At 72.4% G+C, this 18,648-nt stretch carries 21 protein-coding genes; 12 read left to right on the top strand and 9 right to left on the bottom strand.

The features are described 5' to 3' along the window. Positions 1-91 precede the first annotated feature (91 nt). The 3 genes from AB0J71_RS08045 to AB0J71_RS08035 all read left to right on the top strand — a co-directional run bounded on the left by AB0J71_RS08045 (position 92) and on the right by AB0J71_RS08035 (position 3,299). Entirely contained in the window at positions 92-1,462 is a 1,371-nt protein-coding gene (locus tag AB0J71_RS08045) for a pentapeptide repeat-containing protein (protein ID WP_364413357.1), read from the top strand. Between the two features lie 85 nt (positions 1,463-1,547). Beyond that, a complete protein-coding gene (locus tag AB0J71_RS08040; protein ID WP_364413355.1) occupies positions 1,548-2,789 on the top strand; it encodes a hypothetical protein in 1,242 nt (413 codons plus the stop codon). A 75-nt stretch (positions 2,790-2,864) separates the two neighbouring features. Next, positions 2,865-3,299, top strand: coding sequence for a calmodulin-binding protein (locus AB0J71_RS08035; RefSeq protein ID WP_352330230.1), 435 nt, complete (start codon positions 2,865-2,867; stop codon positions 3,297-3,299). 57 nt (positions 3,300-3,356) lie between these two features. On the opposite strand, the gene AB0J71_RS08030 is transcribed toward AB0J71_RS08035, so the two are convergent. From AB0J71_RS08030 to AB0J71_RS08020, 3 genes are read right to left on the bottom strand one after another with little or no spacing between them, the layout of a single operon-like run. Next, the gene (locus AB0J71_RS08030; RefSeq protein WP_364413353.1) at positions 3,357-3,788 is read right to left on the bottom strand and encodes an SRPBCC domain-containing protein; all 432 of its coding nucleotides are present in this window, start codon (positions 3,786-3,788) and stop codon (positions 3,357-3,359) included. Continuing rightward, positions 3,781-4,107 (bottom strand): metalloregulator ArsR/SmtB family transcription factor, encoded by a 327-nt coding sequence (locus AB0J71_RS08025; RefSeq protein WP_364389710.1) that lies wholly within the window; start codon positions 4,105-4,107, stop codon positions 3,781-3,783. The genes AB0J71_RS08030 and AB0J71_RS08025 overlap by 8 nt, the downstream gene beginning before the upstream one ends. Continuing rightward, the gene (locus tag AB0J71_RS08020; protein ID WP_352328369.1) at positions 4,104-4,457 is read right to left on the bottom strand and encodes a VOC family protein; all 354 of its coding nucleotides are present in this window, start codon (positions 4,455-4,457) and stop codon (positions 4,104-4,106) included. The genes AB0J71_RS08025 and AB0J71_RS08020 overlap by 4 nt, the downstream gene beginning before the upstream one ends. A gap of 104 nt (positions 4,458-4,561) precedes the next feature. Here AB0J71_RS08020 and AB0J71_RS08015 point away from each other — a divergent pair, with 104 nt between their 5' ends. After that, positions 4,562-5,239, top strand: coding sequence for a permease prefix domain 1-containing protein (locus AB0J71_RS08015; protein ID WP_364413351.1), 678 nt, complete (start codon positions 4,562-4,564; stop codon positions 5,237-5,239). A gap of 42 nt (positions 5,240-5,281) precedes the next feature. Here the strand turns inward: AB0J71_RS08015 and AB0J71_RS08010 are convergent, their stop codons facing one another. Then, the gene (locus AB0J71_RS08010; protein ID WP_364413350.1) at positions 5,282-5,629 is read right to left on the bottom strand and encodes a helix-turn-helix transcriptional regulator; all 348 of its coding nucleotides are present in this window, start codon (positions 5,627-5,629) and stop codon (positions 5,282-5,284) included. Between the two features lie 89 nt (positions 5,630-5,718). Between AB0J71_RS08010 and AB0J71_RS08005 the strand changes: the two genes are divergently transcribed. From AB0J71_RS08005 to AB0J71_RS07970, 8 genes are all read left to right on the top strand, one after another. Next, the gene (locus AB0J71_RS08005; RefSeq protein ID WP_352328372.1) at positions 5,719-6,888 is read left to right on the top strand and encodes a cytochrome ubiquinol oxidase subunit I; all 1,170 of its coding nucleotides are present in this window, start codon (positions 5,719-5,721) and stop codon (positions 6,886-6,888) included. 10 nt (positions 6,889-6,898) lie between these two features. Beyond that, a complete protein-coding gene (locus AB0J71_RS08000; protein ID WP_352328373.1) occupies positions 6,899-7,663 on the top strand; it encodes a cytochrome d ubiquinol oxidase subunit II in 765 nt (254 codons plus the stop codon). Positions 7,664-7,670: 7 nt separating this feature from the next. Then, positions 7,671-9,407 (top strand): thiol reductant ABC exporter subunit CydD, encoded by a 1,737-nt coding sequence (gene cydD / locus AB0J71_RS07995; RefSeq protein WP_352328374.1) that lies wholly within the window; start codon positions 7,671-7,673, stop codon positions 9,405-9,407. Beyond that, positions 9,404-11,083, top strand: a complete 1,680-nt coding sequence (cydC, locus tag AB0J71_RS07990; RefSeq protein ID WP_352328375.1) for a thiol reductant ABC exporter subunit CydC — start codon at positions 9,404-9,406, stop codon at positions 11,081-11,083. The genes cydD and cydC overlap by 4 nt, the downstream gene beginning before the upstream one ends. Positions 11,084-11,164: 81 nt before the next feature. Beyond that, positions 11,165-11,785: a hypothetical protein gene (locus AB0J71_RS07985; RefSeq protein ID WP_352328376.1), complete on the top strand. Its 621-nt coding sequence runs from the start codon at positions 11,165-11,167 to the stop codon at positions 11,783-11,785. Beyond that, entirely contained in the window at positions 11,782-12,105 is a 324-nt protein-coding gene (locus AB0J71_RS07980; RefSeq protein WP_352328377.1) for a transcriptional regulator, read from the top strand. Before AB0J71_RS07985 ends, AB0J71_RS07980 begins: the two co-directional genes overlap by 4 nt. After that, entirely contained in the window at positions 12,102-12,995 is an 894-nt protein-coding gene (locus AB0J71_RS07975) for an ABC transporter ATP-binding protein (RefSeq protein ID WP_364389706.1), read from the top strand. Before AB0J71_RS07980 ends, AB0J71_RS07975 begins: the two co-directional genes overlap by 4 nt. Further along, complete coding sequence (locus tag AB0J71_RS07970; RefSeq protein WP_352331117.1) at positions 12,988-13,728, top strand: ABC transporter permease; 741 nt, start codon at positions 12,988-12,990, stop codon at positions 13,726-13,728. Before AB0J71_RS07975 ends, AB0J71_RS07970 begins: the two co-directional genes overlap by 8 nt. Before the next feature lie 90 nt (positions 13,729-13,818). On the opposite strand, the gene AB0J71_RS07965 is transcribed toward AB0J71_RS07970, so the two are convergent. The 5 genes from AB0J71_RS07965 to AB0J71_RS07945 form a co-directional block, all read right to left on the bottom strand. Beyond that, a complete protein-coding gene (locus tag AB0J71_RS07965) occupies positions 13,819-15,054 on the bottom strand; it encodes a trypsin-like peptidase domain-containing protein (protein WP_364389704.1) in 1,236 nt (411 codons plus the stop codon). Positions 15,055-15,266: 212 nt separating this feature from the next. Beyond that, a complete protein-coding gene (locus AB0J71_RS07960; RefSeq protein ID WP_352329092.1) occupies positions 15,267-15,503 on the bottom strand; it encodes a hypothetical protein in 237 nt (78 codons plus the stop codon). 122 nt (positions 15,504-15,625) lie between these two features. Beyond that, positions 15,626-16,114 carry a DUF5946 family protein gene (locus AB0J71_RS07955; RefSeq protein WP_364413348.1) on the bottom strand — a complete coding sequence of 163 codons (489 nt, stop codon included), beginning with the start codon at positions 16,112-16,114 and terminating at the stop codon, positions 15,626-15,628. Between the two features lie 31 nt (positions 16,115-16,145). Further along, the gene (locus tag AB0J71_RS07950; RefSeq protein ID WP_364413346.1) at positions 16,146-17,681 is read right to left on the bottom strand and encodes an AMP-binding protein; all 1,536 of its coding nucleotides are present in this window, start codon (positions 17,679-17,681) and stop codon (positions 16,146-16,148) included. A 131-nt stretch (positions 17,682-17,812) separates the two neighbouring features. Further along, on the bottom strand, positions 17,813-18,640 hold the full coding sequence (locus tag AB0J71_RS07945) for a MetQ/NlpA family ABC transporter substrate-binding protein (protein WP_364413344.1): 828 nt from the start codon (positions 18,638-18,640) through the stop codon (positions 17,813-17,815). Positions 18,641-18,648: the final 8 nt, after the last annotated feature.

The raw sequence follows: 18,648 nt of genomic DNA, 5'->3' as shown, positions 1-18,648 counted from the left end.
GGGATTATTGCCCGCATATTTCCACACAAAAGTGGATAGAACATTAAATCATCGAACCTTGACATTGGCGGCACGCGGGTATGACCAGTGCATGGACTGGGTCACCTGCGCGTTTTCTGCTGCCTGCCCCGGAATCGCCCAACAGCCGTCCGGCCTGTGCCTGGCGCATCTGCCGGCCGAGGACCTGCCCGCCGTCCTCGCCCGGTTGTCCCCCGGCAGGCTGCTCGACCTCCGCGGCACCACCGTCAACGGCGACCTGCTCGCGCGGGTCCTGGAGGCGACGAGTTGCAGACCGGGCCGCGCCCGGCTCGACCGGGCCAGGTTCACCGGCGACGTCAGGCTGTCGGGCGTGACGTTCGCCGGGGACGTGTCGCTCGACGGAGCCAGGTTCGAGCGGCTCGCCTCCTTCTTCGGGGCCCGTTTCGAGGGGAACGTGTCGCTGGCGGCGGCCAGGTTCACGCGCGAGCTGTCCTTCCACGGCGTACGCGTCCGTGGGCACGTCTCGCTGGACCGGGCCGTCATGTCCCGCGACGCGCTGTTCGGCCAGGCCGTCTTCGAGCACGGGCTCTCCTGCGAGGGCGCCCGGTTCGACGGGTACGCCACCTTCGACGACGCCCGTCTGGGCACCGGCGCCACGTTCCGCGGGGCCAGGTTCGGCCGGACCCTCTCCTTCCGCAAGGTGCGCGGACAGGCGGGGTTCGACTACGCCCACTTCGCCGGGGACGCCTACCTGTCGGCCTCCGGCAGGCTCTCGGCCGCGCGCACCCGCGCCGACGGCCTGCTCGACGTGACGGTCGCGCGCTGCGGGGTGGACCTGCGGCGCGCCGAGGTCTTCGGGGCCGCCACCGTGCGGCTGACCGACTCCAGCGCCGACCTGGAGGGCGCCGTGCTGCACGGGCCCGCCTCGGTGACCGGCAAGGGCCTGTCGATGCTGAGCTCGCTGCGCCAGGTGGACGCCGCCAGCCTCACGCTGACCGGCCTCGACCTGTCGGGATGCGGCTTCGCCGGGCTCACGCACCCGGCCGGGGTGCGGGTCAGGAACTGCACGTTCGCGCTCACGCCGCGCGGGGTGCGGGTCAGCCTGCGCCGTCCGATGCTGCGCTGGATCTCGCGGCGCAGCGCGCTGGCCGACGAGCACGCCCTGCGCGGCTGGGACGCCGCCGGCGGCTCGCCCCCCACCCCCGACCTGCTGGCCTCCCTCTACGCCGAGCTGCGCGGCCGGATCGAGGACCGCGACACCTCGGCGGACTTCGCCTTCGCCGCCATGGAGATGCGCCGCCAGGCCGGTGAGCACTGGTGGCTGTCGCTGTCGTGGCTGCTGTGGGGGTACGGCATGCGCCTCGGACGCGCGGTCGCCTGGTGCACCCTGCTCGCGGCGCTGACGGCGGCGGCGGTGTTGTGGAGCTCCACCTCGCACGCGGCCCGCCAGGCGGTCCACCACAACCCGGTCCTGCACCAGTAGCCGGGCCGGGCGGTCCGGTCATCCATCAGCGGGCGGGCCGAAATGCGGTGGTGGGCGGCGGACCGGGCTCGCTAGGGTCGCGCCGGTGAGTAACGATCCGCTGCCGCTGCTGTGGTTGACGGGCCCCACGGGCGCCGGCAAGTCCTCGGCCGGCTGGGAGATCTTCGACCGGCTGGGTCGCAACGGCGTCAAGGCGGCATTCCTCGACACCGACCAGATCGCCCTGTGCCATCCGGCGCCGGAGGGCGGCACGCATCGCCTGCGGGCGCGCAACCTGGCGGCCCTGTGGCCCGGGTTCCGGCGCGCCGGGATGCGCTGCCTGGTGCTGGCCGGTTTCGTGGACACGCCCGAGGAGGTCGGCGAGTACACCGCGCTGCTGCCCGGCGCGGCGTTCACCGTGTGCCGGCTGCGGGTGCCCCACGCGGAGCTGCGGGAGCGGTTCCTGGGGCGCGGCTGGCGTCCGGACCTGGTGGAGGCGGCCGTGGCCGAGGCCGTCGAGCAGGACCGCAGCCGGTACGCCGACCTGTGCGTGGACACCGGCGGCCGGACGGTGGCCGAGACGGCCCGGCTGGTGCTCGACCGGCTGGGCGGATGGCCGCCGCCCACCCCCGCCTCCGCCACCGAACCTGTCACCGCACCCGCCCGTGCACCCGTCACCGCCCCCCTCACCGCACCCGGCACCGCCCACGTAACCGCCCCCCTCACCGCACCCGTCGCCGGGCCGGTGCCCGCCTCGGCTGTTCGGGGCGGGGGTGCCGGTGCCGGTGCGCCGGTTCCCCTGGTGTGGTTCTCGGGGGCGACGGCGGCCGGGAAGTCGACGGTCGGCTACGAGGTCTTCAGCCGTGTTCACCGGTCGGGCGGACGGGCCGCCTACGTCGATCTGCGGCAGATCTCCGCGCTGCGCCCGTCCACGCCTGAGGAGGGCCGCCGGCTCAGGGCCGGCGGTCTGGCCGCGCTGTGGGACGGGTACCGGGCGGCCGGGGCCGAATGCCTGGTCGTCTCCGGCGGCGCGGACTCCGACGAGGCCGTCCGCGCCTGCACCCGCCTGCTTCCCGGCCTGACGCCGACCGTGTTCCGGCTGCACGCCTCCCCCGCCACGCTGCTGGAACGCGTGCTGCTGCGCGGCCGGGGAGGAGGCCCGGCCACGCCCGGCGACGAGCTGCGCGGGCTCGGCCCGGACGCCCTGCGGGCCGTGGCCGGACGGGCGGCGCGGGAGGCCGCAGCCCTGGACCGCGCGGGGGCGGGCGACGTGCGCCTGGACACCGACGGCCGGTCGCCGCAGGAGGTGGCCGCGCGGGTCATGGCCCGCCTCCGGCTTCCGTCGTAGTGACTTTGCGCATTCGCTCGATTACTTTGGGTGACGAGCCGCAGAGTGCGGCCGACAGTTTCGGAGGTGTCCCCCGTGCCCCGCATCGTCACCAAGATCAGTGCTGTGCTGGCGTCCGTCGTCCTGCTCGCCGCGGCGGGAGCCGTCCCGGCCCAGGCGGCCGGAGAGGCGTACTTCGAGTTCACCGACACCGACGGCCGGTCCCGGTTCGTCATCCAGCTCACCGACCCCGGCTCCATCCGGCACGCCCGCGACCTGCTGGCCGGCGCCACCGACGAGCGGCCGCACGTGCACGGCCGCATCGTCAAGCGGCCCGTCGCCTACAACGCCCGGTGGAGCTACCACCTGCAGCCCGAGACGATCAATTTCTTCGACGTGGCCATCGAGGTCTGCGACGCGAGCATGACGTACGTGGAGGACCACCTCGACGAGGCGGGCGGCGCGTTCCTGCCGGGCGGCCACTGGTGCCCGTGGAGCTCGCGCCTGACCCGCGAGCTCCCGGCCATGTAGGAACCCGGCCATGTAGGAAGCCGGCCGTGCAGGAAGCCGGCCGTGCAGGAAGCCGGATCAGAGGGTGGCGGCCAGGTCGCCGATGACGGTGAAGTGCCGGGGCCAGCCGCCGCCCATGATCCGGCGGGAGAACTGCTGGGTGGGGTCGTCGGGGTCGAAACCCTCGTGGTCGAGGAACAGGCGGGTGCCCCGGCCCTCCGGCACCAGCCGCCAGGTGACCGTCCAGTCGGCCTGCTTGCGGTCGCTCCAGCTGATCCGCAGCAGCTTCTCCGCCTCGAACTCCAGCACCTGGCAGTGGACCGTCCCGTCGAACCCCACCGCCTTCCTCGGCTGGGTGGTGAAGGTGAACCGGTGGCCCACCTCCAGCCGGAAGTCGTTGGGCATCAGCCAGCGGGCCATCAGCTCGGGATCGGTCAGCGCCCGCCACACCTTGGCCGGCGGGTGCTTGAGGAACTCGTCCAGCCTGATCGCGGTCCGGTCGTCAGCCATCGTCGTCCTCCATCTCGTCGAGCAGCGCGGACAGGCCGGTCAGCTTCTCGCGCCAGAACCTCTCGTACGGGGTGAGCCAGTCGCGGATCTCCATGAGCGGCTCGGCCTCCAGCTGGTAGTGCCGTTCGCGCCCCTTGCGGGCCTCGGCCACGAGCCCGGCGTCCTTGAGCACCTTGAGGTGCTCCGAGACGCTGGGCCGGCTCATGTCGAAGCGCTCGGCCAGCCGCCCGGCGGGCTGGGGGCCCTCCTGGAGCAGCAGGCGCAGCAGTTCGCGCCGGGCCGGGCTGGCCAGCGCGGTGAAGACGTGGTCGGCGGTCATGCCTGGCTGACCACGAACCCGTTGCCGAACGGGTCCTGGAAGAGCAGCTGGCGTCCCCACGCCTGCTCGCTCGGCCCCTCGAAGGCGACGTCGTGCGCGGCGAGCCGGGCGGCCAGGGCGTCGAGGTCGGGCGCGGCCACCACGAGCCCGCCGACGGGGGCCATGTCGGGGAACCAGGAGGCCAGCAGGAGCGCGGTCGCCGCGCCCTTGGGCGCGACGGTGAGCCAGCGGCCCATCGGGAACGGGTTGTCGGTGCGCACCTCGAAGTCGAGCACGCCGGTGTAGAAGTCGAGCGCCCGCGCCTGGTCGGCGACGGGCACGGTGACGGTGAGGATCCCGGAAATCAGCATGTCGGACACTATACGTAGGATTTTTCCGACATATCAAGTCGCGGCGCGAAATATCGGGGTCTTCCCTGATAGGCCATCGGCGGCGTACTCCGTAGACTGGGATCATGCGGATCGACGACTACGTGGCCGACCTCGATCGCGCGCTCTCCGGCCCGTCCGGCGCGAAGCGCGACCTGGTCGTCGAGGCCCGCGACAGCCTCTCCGACACCGCCGACGCCCTGGAGGCCGACGGCCTCGACCGCGCCGAGGCCGAGCGGCTGGCGGTGGCGGAGTTCGGCCCGGTCACCGAGATCGCCCCCGGCTACCAGAGCGAGCTGACCGCCGCGGCCGGGCGGCGGCTGGGGCTGCTGCTGTTCATCAGCGTCCCGCTGACCGCGCTCATGTGGTCGATGGTGTGGCGCACCTACCCCGCCGACCCGGCGCTGTGGATGGGCCGTCCGGCCTGGTACCACCTGATCTCGAAGCTGCTCGACGTCTGCCAGCTCGCCACCGGCCTGTACGGCGGCCTCGCCCTGCTGGCGCTGGGCCGCGGCGCCCGCTGGATCCGCCGCCCGCACCTGGTCACCAGGTCGCTGGGCATCGTCGTGTGGGGCATGCTGCCGCTCGGCGGCGCGATGAGCCTCGTGCTGTCCTACAGCCCGCCCGGTCCGGGCACGATGACCGGCTACCTGCCCGCGTTCCTGGCGAACCTGGTCACCACCGCGTTCTGGGGCCTGCAGATCTACGGCGCGACGCGCTGCCTGCGGGTCAGCCGCACCCGCCGGCCCGCCGCGGCCTCCTGAGCCTCCTGAGTCTCCTGAGCCTCCTCGACCTCCTCGGCCGCCTCAGCCTGAGGCCCGCGCGTCGGCCCGGGGGTCGGCCTGGAGCACGCCGCCGATCACGCTGGTGAACTCGCGCCAGGCCGACCGCTCCCCTTCGAGCTGCTTCCTGCCCGGGTCGGTCAGCCGGTACGTGCGCCGCTTGCGCCCGCCCACCGTGGCCCACTCGCTGGCCAGGTAGCCGACCCGCTCCAGCCGCCGCAGCGCCGGATAGACGGTGCCGGTGGGCACGCTCAGCGCGCCCCCGCTGCGCTCCTGGAGCGCCTCGATGATGGCGTAGCCGTGCAGCGGCTCCCGCTCCAGCACCGAGAGCAGCAACGCGTCCATGTGCCCGCGCAGCGCGTCTGGATTCATGCTCCAGATCCTAGACAACCGTTCGCCATGTAGCCAGTCTACATGTAGGCTGCCTATATGTAGGTAGACACAACAACGGAGTCGATCGAATGGACGTACTCGAACTCGCCCGCACGCAGTTCGCCGTGACGGGAAGCCTGCACTTCCTGTTCGTCGTGCTCACGCTCGGGCTGGCGCCGGTCGTGGCGCTCATGCACACCCGCCACGTGCTCTCCGGCAGCGCGCTGCACGGCGGCATGACGCGGTTCTGGGGGCAGATCTACGTCATCAACTACGCCCTGGGCATCGTCACCGGCCTGGTGATGGAGTTCCAGTTCGGGCTGTCGTGGAGCGGGCTGTCCCACTACGCCGGAGACGTGTTCGGCGCGCCGCTGGCCATGGAGACGCTGGTGGCCTTCTTCCTGGAGTCCACGTTCCTCGGGTTGTGGATCTTCGGGTGGGGGCGGCTGCCCAAGTGGCTGCACCTGGCCTGCATCTGGCTGGTGACGCTGACCGCGTACGCCAGCGCGTTCTTCATCATGGTCGCCAACTCCTTCCTGCAGAACCCGGCAGGCTCGGTGGTCAGGAACGGCCGGCTGGAGCTGGTCGACTTCGGCGCCCTGCTCACCAACAAGACGCTGGTCTTCTCCTTCCCCCACGTCATCGGCGCGGGCCTGCTGACCGGCGGCCTGGTGCTGGCCGGGGCCAGCGCGTACCAGCTGCGGCGGCGCACCCGCGAGACGCTGTTCTTCGCCCGGTCGCTGCGCACGGGCGTCGGCGTGGCGGCGGTCGGCGCCTTCCTGGCCCTGGGGTTCGGGTACGCGCAGTTCGGCGGCGTCCAGGAGGGCAAGTTCGACGGCGACGCGGGCGCCGGGGTGCCGCTCGGCCTCATGATCGAGATCGGCCAGCTCCTGGGGTTCGTGCTGCTGTTCGTGCTCCTGCCGCTCATCTACTGGCTGCCGCGCTGGCGGTGGACGCACACCGTGCTGATCGTGATGACCCCGGTGCCGTTCGCGCTGGCGATCCTGGGCTGGATGGCCAGGGAGATCGGCCGCCAGCCGTGGATGGTCTGGCACAAGCTCACCGTGGCCGACGCCCTGACGCCCGGCCTGACCTCGGGCATGGTCACGGCCTCGCTGATCGGGTTCGCCGGCGTGCTGGGGCTGCTGGCGGTCGTCGACTACGTCCTCATCGCCCGGGTCGTCCGGCGCGGCCCGCGTGACCTCGACCTCGGGGCGGTCCAGGCCGGCGCCGAGCCCGCCCCGGCGATGAGCTACTAGGAGTGCTGACATGGAAGTGATCTGGTTCCTGTTCTTCGCGGTCCTGCTGGCCGGGTACTTCGCCCTCGAGGGCTTCGACCTCGGCGTCGGCCTGCTGCTGCCGGTGCTGGGCAGGACGCGCGGCGACCGCGACCGCATGGTGGCCGCGATGGCGCCGTTCGTGCTGGCCAACGAGGTGTGGCTGGTGGCGGTGGCCGGGACGCTGTTCGGGGTGTACCCGCGCCTGGAGGGCGAGGTGCTGTTCGGGCTCTACCCGCTGGTGGTGGCCATGCTGCTGAGCTGGATCGTGCGCGACGCCGGGTTGTGGTTCCGGCGGCGGCTGGACGGCGCGCGGTGGCGCGGCTTCTGGGACGCGATGATCGCGTTCGGGTCGCTGGGGTTGTCGTTCGGGTGGGGCATGGCGCTGCACGCCGCCGCAACCGGGTTCGCCTCCTCGCCGGTGCATCCGGTCGGGGTGCTGCTGGGCGTGCTGGTCACCCTGCTGTTCGCCTTCCACGGGTGGACGTTCCTGGCCTGGCGGGAGCCGGGCGCGTTCGGGGCCGTGCGTTCGGGGCGGGCGCTGCTGCTGTCCGGGCTGGTGGCCGCGCTGCCCGCGATCGGCCTGCTGGCGGGGGCCATGCCGTACTTGCTGGAGCACAGCGCGCCGGCGGCTACGTTGAATGTGCTCAGTGTCATGGCGTTGCCGTTCGCGCCGATCATGCTGGGCGCGCAAGTATGGGTATGGCGGACTTTCCGGCCAGGTAAGGGCGCCGTCCCGCTCCCCTCGTTCTTCTGAAGGCCACGTGCATAAGGATCTTCTGCGGCTCATGCGGGCCGAGCGCTCGGTGCGCCGCCACCTGACCGTCACCATGGTCGCGGCCGTGCTCGCCGGGCTCCTCGTGCTCGCGCAGGCCGAGCTGCTGGCCGGCGTGCTGTCGGGCCGGTTCACCGCTGCCGCGCTGGGGGCGCTGGCCGCCGTCGTGGGCGTCCGGGCGCTGCTGGCCTGGACGCAGGGCGTCTTCGCCGGGCGCACCGCGACGGGCGTGAAGTCCGCGCTGCGCCACCGGCTGCTGGCCCGCCTGGGCGAGCTGGGCCCGTCCAGGCTGACCGGTCACCGGTCGGGCGAGCTGGTCACGCTGACCGGCCGCGGCCTGGACGGCCTCGACGCCTACCTGACCGGCTACCTGCCCTCGATCGCGGTGGCGGCCGTGGTGCCGGTGGCCGTGCTGGTCCGGCTGTTCACCGCCGACCTGGGCAGCGCGGTGATCGTCCTGGTGACGCTGCCGCTGATCCCCGTCTTCGGCGCGCTGGTCGGCATGACCACCAAGGCGGTCACCGAGCGGCAGTTCCACGCCCTGTCGCGGCTCGGCGGGCACTTCCTCGACGTGGTGCGCGGGCTGCCCACGCTGCGCGCCTTCGGGCGGGCCCGTTACCAGGCCACGGTCATCCGGCAGGTCGCCGACGCCCACCGCAGCGCGACCATGCGCACGTTGCGGGTGGCGTTCCTGTCGTCGCTGGTGCTGGAGCTGTGCGCGTCGCTGTCGCTGGCGCTGGTGGCGGTGCCGATCGGGCTGCGGCTGCTCGGCGGCTCGCTGGACCTGACGACGGCGCTGCTGGTGCTGCTGCTGGCGCCGGAGGCGTACCTGCCGCTGCGGGCCATGGGCACCCGGTTCCACGCCTCCATGGAGGGGGTGGCCGCCGCCGACGCGGCCTTCGCGGTCCTGGACGAGGCCGCCGGCGACCCGTCCGGCCCGTCCGGCCCGGCCCGCCGGTACGACGGGCACGGCGCGCCGGAGATCCGCCTGGAGAACGTGACCGTCCGCTACCCCGGCAGGGACGAGCCCGCCCTGGAGAACGTGACGCTCACCATCGCGCCCGGCGAGCGGGTGGCGCTGGTCGGCGAGAGCGGCGGCGGCAAGAGCACGCTGCTCCACCTGGTCCTGGGCTTCCTGCGCCCGGCCGAGGGACGCGTCCTGGTCGACGGCGCCGACCTGCGCGAGCTGGACCTGGACAGCTGGCGGGCGGCCCTGGCGTACGTGCCGCAGCGGCCCCACCTGTTCACCACCTCGGTGGCCGACAATATCCGGCTCGGCGCGCCCGGCGCCACCCTGGAGCAGGTCCGGCGGGCGGCCGCCGCCGCGCACGCCGACTTCGTGGACGGCCTGCCCCAGGGGTTCGACACCGTGGTCGGCGAGCGCGGCGCGAACCTGTCGGCCGGCCAGCGGCAGCGCGTGGCGCTGGCCCGGGGCTTCTGCCGCCCGGACGCCACGGCGCTGCTGCTCGACGAGCCCACCGCCCGCCTCGACGGCCGCAGCGAGGCCGCCGTCGTGGCCGCCACCGCGGAGCTGGCGCGAGGGCGCACCGCCGTCATCGTCGCCCACCGGCCCGCGATGATCGACCTGGCCGACCGGATCGTGCGGGTGCACGAGGGCCGCGTCGTCTCCGACACCACCCGCGACCGTCCGCCCGCCCGCCCGGACGGCGACGGTCACCGGGAGCCGCAGAGCGTGGCCTCCCTTCCCGAGGGGAGCGCGCGATGAACCGGCGTATGGGCACCCGGCTGGCCTGGGCCGTGCTGGCGGGGGCTGCCGCCGACCTGGCCGGGCTGGGGCTGATCGCGGCCGCCGCCTGGCTGATCACCAGGGCCGCGCAGCAGCCGTCCCTGGCCGCGCTGAGCGTGGCCATCGTGGCGACCAGGGCGTTCGCGACCGGCAAGGGCGTCTTCCGCTACGCCGAACGGCTCACCGGCCACGACGTGGCCCTGCGCGCCCAGGCAGGCACCCGCGAGCGGCTCTACCAGGCGCTCGTCCCGCCCCAGCGCCCCCGCCACGGCGGCGCCGACCTGCTCAGCCGCATGGTGGATGACACCGAGGCCGTCCAGGACCTGCTGGTCCGCGCGCTGCTCCCGGCCGCCGCCGCGCTGCTGACCGGGCTGGCCGCGGTCGCCATCGGGCTGTTCGTGCTGCCGCTGACCGCGCTGGTGCTGGTGGCCGGGCTCGTGGTGGCGGGCGTGCTGCTGCCCGCCGCGACCGCCGCCGCCGCGCGCCGCTGGTCGGCCCGGATCGCGCCGGCCAGGGCCGCGCTGGCGGCCCGCGTGGCCGACCTCGTGCACGGCTCGGCCGACCTGGCCGCCTACGGCGCGGGCGAGCGGGCGCTGTCCGGCGCGCTGGCCGCCGACGAGGCGCTGGCCGCGCTGGAGCGCCGCCAGTCGCGCGTGCACGCCGCCGCCCTGGCGGTCGGCACGCTGGCCCAGGGCCTGACGGTGGCGGCCATCGTGCTGCTCGCCCAGGGGGCGGGCGCCGGCTCCGTCGCCACGGCGGTGCTCGCGCTGACCGCGCTGGTGTCGTTCGAGCCGGTGCTGCCGCTGGCGGCGGCGGGCGAGCGCATGGCCGGGATCACCGCCGCGATCCGGCGGCTGCGCGAGGTCCGCGCCGCCGCGCCGGCCGTCGCCGAGCCCGCCGCGCCCGCGCCCGTGCCGTCGGCTCCGCTGACGGTCGAGGTCGACGGCCTCGTCGTCCGCCACCCCGAGGCCGCCAGGCCCGCGCTCGACGGCGTCTCCCTGCGCCTGACCCCCGGCCGCCGGGTGGCGATCGTCGGCCCGAGCGGCGCGGGCAAGAGCACGCTGCTGGCCGCGCTGATGCGCCTGGTCGAGCCGGAGTCGGGCAGCGTGCGGGTCAACGGGACCGACCTGCGCGACCTGTCCGGCGACGACGTCCGCACGCTGATGACCGGCCTCACCCAGGACCCGTACATCTTCCGCACCACCCTGCGCGACAACCTGCGCCTGGCCGGGCCGGACGCCGGCGACGAGCGGCTGGCGGCGGCCGTGCGGGAGGCCAGGCTCGGCCCGTGGGCCGAGCGCGTCGGCTGGGACGCCGAGCTCGGCGAGGACGGCAGGACCGTCTCCGGCGGCCAGCTCCAGCGCCTGGCCCTGGCCAGGGCGCTGCTGTACGACCCGCCCGTGCTGTTGCTGGACGAGCCCGCCGAGGCGCTCGACGAGGAGACCGCCGACCGCCTGATGGCCGACCTGCTGGACGTCATCCGCGACCGCACCACCGTCCTGGTGACCCACCGGCTCAAGGGCCTGGAGTCGGTGGACGAGGTCGTGGTGCTCGACGAGGGCCGCGTCGTCCAGCGCGGACGGCATGACGAGCTGGTGGCGGTGCCCGGTTACTACCGCGACCTGTGGGAGTCCGAGGCGCTGACCAGGCGCTAGCCGATCCCTTTGCCCACGCTTTGAGTTTGCGTCGCCATCAGGTTTATGATGCAAACCTGTTTGCGGGTAAGAGGAGTTGGCATGGTGGACGACGACGGAGCGCGCACCCCCGAGGAGACGCTGCGGCTGATCGAGCAGCAACGCACCGCCACGGTCCGGCGGCTGCACGGCGACCCGGTGCTGCTGTACGTGCCCTGGGGCGTGGCCTGGCTGCTCGGCTTCACGGCGCTGTTCCTGCACTACGGCCTCGACGGCGTGCCCTACGCGCCGATCTCCCACCCGCAGGCGATCACGGTGCTGTTCGCCGGCATGTCGCTGGCCGGGGCGATCGCGATCTTCGCCATGGTGAAGATGGGGGCGCAGGTCCGCGGCGAGACCTCGGCCAAGGGCATGATGTACGGCTACGCCTGGATGGCCGGCCTGGTCTCCATGACGGTGATCGCCATCCGCTTCAGTCCCCAGCTCCCCGCCGCCGAGAGCGGCCTGCTGTGGGGCGGCGGCTTCATGACGCTCGTCGCGCTGCTCTACATGGCCGGCGGCGCGATCTGGACGTACTGGCCGATGTTCTTCGTCGGCGTGTGGACGGCGGTCGTCAACGGCGTGGGCGTCATGCTCGGCGCCGGCTGGCACGCGCTGCTGACGGCCGTGCTGACCGGCGGCGGCTACATCGCGGCCGGCGTCGTGCTGCGGCGGCGGATGTGAGCCCCGACGGGGCCGTCCCCGAGCTCGACCCGGTGATCCACGCGCAGGCCAGGCTGCGGGTGGTCGCCACGCTCAACACCCTCGGCGGGCGCGACGAGATCGCCTTCCCCTCGCTGAAGGACCTGCTCGGGATGACGGCCGGCAACCTCTCGGTGCACCTGACCAAGCTGGAGGACGCCGGTTACGTCCGCATCACCAAGACCCACAAGGGCCGCACCCCCGTCACGTACGTCGCGCTCACCCAGCGCGGACGGCTGGCCTTCGAGGACTACACCAAGGCGATCCGCGCCTTGCTCGACAACGCTGGAGGAACCCCATGACGGCCCTCGCCAGAACGGTGGAGGTCACCCGCCGCTACGGGGACGTGCTCGCGCTCGACCGCGTCTCGCTCGACATCCGGGCCGGAGAGCTGGTCGGCCTGCTCGGCCCGAACGGCGCGGGCAAGTCCACCCTGATCAACCTGTTCGTCGGGCTGCGCCGCCCGACCTCCGGCACGGTCGAGCTGTTCGGCGGCTCGCCCCAGGACCCCGTCACGCGCCGGGGCATCGGCGTGACCCCGCAGGAGACCGGCCTGCCCGAGTCGCTGCGGGTCGGCGAGATCGCCGACTTCGTGCGCGCCCACTTCCCCGACGCGCTCGGCAGGGACGAACTGCTCGACCGCTTCGGCCTGAGCGACCTGGTCAAGCGGCAGGTGGGCGGGCTGTCCGGCGGGCAGAAGCGGCGCCTGGCCGTGGCGCTGGCCTTCGCCGGCCGCCCGCGCCTGGTGTTCCTGGACGAGCCGACGACCGGCCTCGACGTCGAGGCCAGGCGCACCCTCTGGGACGGCATCCAGGCCTTCCACGCCGAAGGCGGCACGGTCGTCCTGACCAGCCACTACCTGGAGGAGATCGAGGCGCTGGCCCAGCGCGTGGTCGTCGTCGGGCAGGGACGCGTCCTGGCCGACGACACCGTGCGGGCCGTGCGCGACATGGTGGGCGTGCGGCGCGTCTCGCTCGACGCCGGGGACCTGCCCGAGCTGCCCGGCGTGCTCAGCACCGAACGCCAGGACGGCCGCGTCAGCCTGCTGACCACCGACCCCGACCGCCTGGTGGTCGAGCTGGTGCGCAGCGGCATCCCGTTCTCGGGGCTGGAGGTCAGGCCGACCACGCTGGAGGAGGCCTTCCTCACCATCACCTCGACCTCGCCCCCCAAGGAGAGCGCGCATGTCTAGCCTGATCGTGGCCCACACCCGGCTGCAGCTCGTCGAGCAGTTCAGGGTGCCCATCGGGATCCTGGCCAGCTCCATGTTCCCGGCCATCTCGATGCTGGCGTTCGTGGTGCCGTTCGCGGGCGGCGACCCGGCCGCGGCGACGTCGGCGACGGGGGCGCTGATGTTCTTCGGCGCCATGTCCTCGGCGGTGATCGGGCTCAGCGCGTCGGTCTCGCAGGATCGCGAGCAGCCCTGGGACCCCTACACCCGCACGCTGCCCGCCGGGCCGTTCCCGCGGCTGGCCGGGCGGATGGTCTCGACGGTGGTCCTCATGCTGCTGTCGGTGGTGCCGGTGCTGGTGGTCGCGGCCCTGCTGACCGAGGCGGTCATCACGCCGGTCCGGCTGGCCCTGGGGCTGGCCGCGCTGGTCGGCGGAGGGGTGCCGTTCATGCTGATCGGCCTGTTCCTCGGCCTGACGCTGCCGTCGAAGGCGGCGCTCGCGGTGGCGCAGATCGTCTTCTTCCCCGTGGCGATCGTGGGCGGGCTGATCCTGCCGCCGCAGATCCTGCCGGACATCGTGGAGGCCGTCTCGCCGTACGTTCCGTCCAGGGGCGCGGCCGAGCTGATCTGGGCGGCCATCGCCGGGGTCCGCCCGGACGGGATCGCGCTGATCATGCTGGGCGTCTGGACGGTGGTCGCGGCGGCCGCCGCCACCTGGGCCTACCGCCGCGACGAGGGCCGGCGTTTCGCTTGATAGGCCGGCGTCTCGCCTGATGGGGGGGTGTGCCGCCGAGTCCGCAGCGATCTCAACGGCACACCCGTCTCCGGGAGGGGGTCCTGGTGTTCACTTCTTCTCTTGGAGGGTGACGGTGGCCTCCGCGGACCGACCGTCCCTCATATATGTGATCTTGACCTGTTGGCCCGGTTTGAAACCTCTGACCTGTCCAACAACCGTATCGCCTGAGTCAACAGGTGTGTCCCCAATCTTGGTGATCAGGTCGCCCTCCTGCAGCCCGGCCTTCGCCGCCGGGCTGTCCGCGGTCACCTGCCGGATCAGCGCGCCGGGCACGTCGCCGGTGGCGTCGGTGACGCTCACGCCGAGGAAGGCGTGGCTGACCTTGCCGCTCTTGATGAGCTGCTCGGCGACCTGCTTGGCGGTGTTGACCGGGATCGCGAAGCCGACGCCGCCGCCGGCCGCGTCGGAGGCGATGGCGGTGTTGATGCCGACGAGCGCGCCCGCCGCGTTCACCAGTGCGCCGCCGGAGTTGCCGGGGTTGATCGCGGCGTCGGTCTGGATGACGTCGCCGATGGTGGTGCCCTCCACCTGGCCCTGCTGCTGCTCGCCGCCGAACCCGGGGGGAAGCTGCTGACGCTGCTCGCCGCCCAGCTTGAGCGTGCGGTTCAGGGCGCTGACGATGCCCCGGCTGACCGACCCGTCCAGGCCGAGGGGGCTGCCGATGGCCAGCACGTCGTCGCCGACCTTGAGCTGGTCGCTGTCGCCCAGCATGGCCTTGGTCAGCCCCGAGACGTCCTCGGCCTTGATGACCGCGAGGTCGGTGGCCGGGTCGGTGCCCACCACCTTGGCCTTGGCGGTCTTGCCGTCGCTGAACTTGACCGTCATCTGACCCCCGCCCTGCGAGGCGCCGACGACCACGTGGTTGTTGGTGAGGATGAGGCCGTCCTCGGAGAGCACGACCCCCGAACCCTCGCCCGTCTGCCCCTGGATCATGACCACCGACGGCTGCACCCGCTCAGCCACCTCAGCGGTGGAGAGCTGGTTGGAGGCGGACCTGAGCACCGGGCTCGGCGCGCTGACCACCTGCTGCGGCTCGGGCTGGAACGCGGTCGCGACGGCGGCCCCCACGACACCGCCGCCGATGGCCATCGCGGCCAGCGCGAGCCCGGCGACGGCCTTCTGCCCGGCGTTGAGCCGCGCCTTGACGGGGGTGGACGGCGGAGGAGGAGGCGGCTGCTCCATGACGATCGTGTCCCGCCGGGGGAAGCCCCCGGCGGCCGGCGGGGTGGCGCCGAACTGGCTCCACCCGCCGGTGCCCTGCTCGCGAGGCTCGTTCGCGTTCATCTGTCATCTCCCTCAAGTCCCTATGACTCAAGGGTGCCAAGAGGGGCGTAAGAGCTGGTTAAGGCGGTGATCGGAACGCTGCGAGACGACTCACTCACGCTTTATCTGCGCTGCTCACGGGCCAGACATATGCACACAAAAACAGAAAAGAATCTACAAACCACTTTTGTACGGCGGTGCGGGCGAGCCCGCACGTGGGCGGTGACGTGTGGTCACAGCGGCGGGATGACGCCGAGGGCTCGCAGCACTCCCACCACTATGGCGACGGGGATGATCATCATCTTCCCGATGAGGCGGATCTTCCGGTACAGGTGCGCCATCCTGCGCGCCTCACGCCACTCCCGCTCGTGAGCCCGCCGGGCCCGTATCTCCGCGATCTGCCGCCTGCTGGTGACCTTGAGCCTGCTCCGGTCGATCTCCTGGCGCATGACCCCATTCTGGGGCTTCACGCGGTCTCCGTACACCGGCGGGTCCGGTCAGCGGCGGGCACGGACGGCCGCCTCGATGCGCAGGGTGGGCACCGACAGCGCGATCCGTTGACAAGGAGCCACGGCCTCCGCCTCGGGCGGGGTCAGGTTTGGAGGGAGCGCCAGGATTCCACTGTGGCTTCGGCGATCGTCTCGATGCGCCGGCCGTAGGCCGGGTGACCGTCGGACACGAAGCTGCCGTCCCGGACCGGGAGGTCGCGGAACGTGGCGCGGAAGTGCCGGGGCGGCCCACCCGGCGGGAGCGGCGCGTACGCCGACAACGGCTCCAGGTCGTCGACCGGCCGCGTCCCGCGCCTGTTCCTGGCCACCTGGCGGGCTCCCACGCGAAGCAGCGCGTCCAGGCCCCGGTCCAGGCAGAGCTGCAACTGGCGGAACTGGCCGTCGAGGTACTTCGGGTGCGCCCCGGACGGATGCTGCAGGAAGTACGCGCAGACCACCACCGCGTGCCACCGGTACATGCCGGGGTCGCCCTGCTCTTCGGACAGGACGGCGTGGTAGTAGTCCACGCAGGCGCCCAGCGGTCCGGCGGCCGCGCCGCACTCGCACTGGCCCACGACCGGGCGGTCCGTCATGGCCAGCACCCTAGGCGGCCGGGAGCGGCGCTCAGGTGCGGGTGGGCCAGTATTCGTCCCTCAGGAGGCGTTTGTAGAGTTTGCCGGTCGGGTGGCGCGGGAGCTCGTCGCGGAAGTCGACCGACTTCGGGCACTTGTAGTGGGCCAGATGCTCCCGGCAGTACGCGATCAGCTCCGCCTCCAGCGCCGGCCCCGCCTCCGCCGCCGTCATCGCCTGGACGACGGCCTTGACCTGCTCCCCCATCTCCTCGTCCGGTACGCCGAACACGGCCACGTCGGCCACCTTGGGATGGACGGCCAGCACGTTCTCCGCCTCCTGCGGGTAGATGTTCACCCCACCCGAGATGATCATGTACGAGCGGCGGTCCGTGAGGTACAGGAAACCGTCGGCGTCCAGGTAGCCGATGTCGCCGAGGGTGGTCCAGCCCCGGCCCTTCGGGTCCTGCGCCGAGCGGGTCTTGTCGGGGTCGCCGTGGTACTCGAAGCGGGCGCCGTTCTCGAAGTAGACCGTGCCGTGCTCGCCCGGCGGCAGGTCCTCGCCGTCCTCGTCGCAGACGTGCACGACGCCGAGCAGCGAGCGGCCGACCGTGCCCTTGTGCTCCAGCCAGTCCTGGGAGCCGACGTAGAGGAAGCCGTTGCCCTCGGTGCCCGCGTAGTACTCGTGGATGACCGGCCCCCACCAGGAGATCATCTGCTCCTTGACCGGCACGGGACACGGCGCGGCGGCGTGGATGGCGCAGACCAGCGACGACAGATCGTACTTCGTCCGGGTCTCCTCCGGCAGCTTCAGCATCTTGATGAACATCGTCGGGACGAGCTGTGAGTGCGTCACCCCGTACCGCTCGACCAGCCGCAGGTACTCCTCGGGGTCGAAGCGTTCCATCACCACCACCGTGGCGCCGAGCCGCTGGAAGGACAGGCAGTAGCGCAGCGGCGCGGCGTGGTACAGCGGCGCGGGCGAGAGGTAGACGCTGTCGGCCGACGGCGCGAACAGCCCCTGGATGAGCCGGACCAGCGTGTTCGACTCGCTCAGCGGGGCCAGCGAGGCGGCCACCTTGACGCCCTTCGGACGGCCGGTCGTGCCGGAGGAGTAGAGCATGTCGGCGCCCTGGCACTCGTCGGCGATCGGGGTGACCGGGCAGCCGGCCACCGTCTCCTCGTAGGAGGCGAAGCCCTCGGCGACGCCGTCGAGCATGAGCCGCAGCTCCACCCGCGGCGTGGCGCCGGTGATCGAGCCGGCCACTTCCGCCAGGTTCGCGCTGGAGATGAAGACCCGGGCGCCGCAGTTGTCCACGATGTAGGCGAGTTCGTCGGTCTGCAGGCGGGAGCTGATCGGCGTGTAGTACAGGCCCGCGCGGTGCGCGGCCCAGGCGATGGCCAGGAAGAGCGGGTGGTTGGCGAGCATGAAGGCGACGTGGTCGCCGGGCTTGAGCCCGGCCGCGCGGAAGGCGTGGGCCAGGCGGTTGGACTCCTCTTCGAGCTCGCGGTAGGTGAGGACCCGCCCGGAGCCCGCCATGATCACAGCGGGCTTGTCGGGGGTGACGGCTGCGATGGCTCCCGGATACATATTAGAACAGTATTCGGTCGTTCGGCGAGGGCGCTAGGGCGCGCCGAAGCCGCGGCCCTCCACCGGGGAGCCGCGGCTTGGGCACCGACCGACACGGGGATCAGGCCGACGCCGGGATCACTCGACGGGCGTCACTCGGCGGGGATCACCGAGCCCTCGTACTTCTGCTTGATGAAGTCCTTGACCTTCGGGTCCTGGAGCAGCTTGCCGAGGGTGACGATGTTGGCGTCCTTCTCGTGGCCGGCCTGGACGACGAGCCCGTTGACGTACGGGTTGCCCTCGGTCTTCTCCAGCACCAGCGCCTGGCTCGCGGGCTTGAGCCCGGCCTCGATGGCGTAGTTGCCGTTGATCACCGCGGCGTCCACGTCGTCGAGCGAGCGCGGGAGCTGGGCCGCCTCAAGGGGCTTGAACTGCAGCTTCTTGGGGTTGTCCGTGACGTCGCGCTCGGTGGCCGCGGTGCCCGCGCCGTCCTTGAGCTTGACCAGGCCGTTGTCGGCGAGCAGCTTGAGCGAGCGGCCGAGGTTCGTGGCGTCGTTGGGGACGGCCACGGTGGCCCCGTCCGCCAGCGCCGACAGCGAGGTGATCTTCTTGGAGTACAGGCCGAGCGGCTCCAGGTGCACCGGGGTGACGAAGCTCAGCTTGGTGCCCTTGGAGGCGTTGAAGTCGTCCAGGTAGGGCTTGTGCTGGAAGAAGTTGGCGTTCAGCTGGCCCTCGTCGAGCTGCACGTTCGGCTGGACGTAGTCGGTGAACTCGACGATCTCCAGCTTCAGCCCGGCGGCCGGGGCCAGGTTGTCCTTGACGAATTTCAGGATCTCGCCGTGCGGGACGGGGCTCGCGCCCACCTTCAGCACCGTGTCGGCCGACTCGGCGGCAGGGGTGGAGGTCGCGGACTGCGACGTACCGCATGCGGCGAGCAACAGGGACAGCGCAGCAGCACCCAATATCGAGCGAATCTTCATGATTTTTC

Source organism: Nonomuraea sp. NPDC049637 (genome assembly GCF_040675235.1).
GTDB lineage: Bacteria > Actinomycetota > Actinomycetes > Streptosporangiales > Streptosporangiaceae > Nonomuraea.
Note: the sequence above shows the minus strand (reverse complement) of the source record. Positions and strands in the feature narration are given on the sequence as shown.

Excerpts from the sequence above, each read along its gene's own strand:
- AB0J71_RS08025 (WP_364389710.1), bottom strand. The coding sequence starts at position 4,107 with ATGACCGCCGACCACGTCTTCACCGCGCTGGCCAGCCCGGCCCGGCGC.
- AB0J71_RS08030 (WP_364413353.1), bottom strand. The coding sequence starts at position 3,788 with ATGGCTGACGACCGGACCGCGATCAGGCTGGACGAGTTCCTCAAGCAC.
- AB0J71_RS07955 (WP_364413348.1), bottom strand. The coding sequence starts at position 16,114 with ATGACGGACCGCCCGGTCGTGGGCCAGTGCGAGTGCGGCGCGGCCGCC.
- AB0J71_RS08010 (WP_364413350.1), bottom strand. The coding sequence starts at position 5,629 with ATGAATCCAGACGCGCTGCGCGGGCACATGGACGCGTTGCTGCTCTCG.
- AB0J71_RS08015 (WP_364413351.1), top strand. The coding sequence starts at position 4,562 with ATGCGGATCGACGACTACGTGGCCGACCTCGATCGCGCGCTCTCCGGC.
- AB0J71_RS07985 (WP_352328376.1), top strand. The coding sequence starts at position 11,165 with ATGGTGGACGACGACGGAGCGCGCACCCCCGAGGAGACGCTGCGGCTG.
- AB0J71_RS08000 (WP_352328373.1), top strand. The coding sequence starts at position 6,899 with ATGGAAGTGATCTGGTTCCTGTTCTTCGCGGTCCTGCTGGCCGGGTAC.
- AB0J71_RS07965 (WP_364389704.1), bottom strand. The coding sequence starts at position 15,054 with ATGAACGCGAACGAGCCTCGCGAGCAGGGCACCGGCGGGTGGAGCCAG.
- AB0J71_RS07945 (WP_364413344.1), bottom strand. The coding sequence starts at position 18,640 with ATGAAGATTCGCTCGATATTGGGTGCTGCTGCGCTGTCCCTGTTGCTC.
- AB0J71_RS08005 (WP_352328372.1), top strand. The coding sequence starts at position 5,719 with ATGGACGTACTCGAACTCGCCCGCACGCAGTTCGCCGTGACGGGAAGC.
- AB0J71_RS07975 (WP_364389706.1), top strand. The coding sequence starts at position 12,102 with ATGACGGCCCTCGCCAGAACGGTGGAGGTCACCCGCCGCTACGGGGAC.
- AB0J71_RS08020 (WP_352328369.1), bottom strand. The coding sequence starts at position 4,457 with ATGCTGATTTCCGGGATCCTCACCGTCACCGTGCCCGTCGCCGACCAG.
- AB0J71_RS07950 (WP_364413346.1), bottom strand. The coding sequence starts at position 17,681 with ATGTATCCGGGAGCCATCGCAGCCGTCACCCCCGACAAGCCCGCTGTG.
- cydC (WP_352328375.1), top strand. The coding sequence starts at position 9,404 with ATGAACCGGCGTATGGGCACCCGGCTGGCCTGGGCCGTGCTGGCGGGG.
- AB0J71_RS07970 (WP_352331117.1), top strand. The coding sequence starts at position 12,988 with ATGTCTAGCCTGATCGTGGCCCACACCCGGCTGCAGCTCGTCGAGCAG.
- AB0J71_RS08045 (WP_364413357.1), top strand. The coding sequence starts at position 92 with ATGGACTGGGTCACCTGCGCGTTTTCTGCTGCCTGCCCCGGAATCGCC.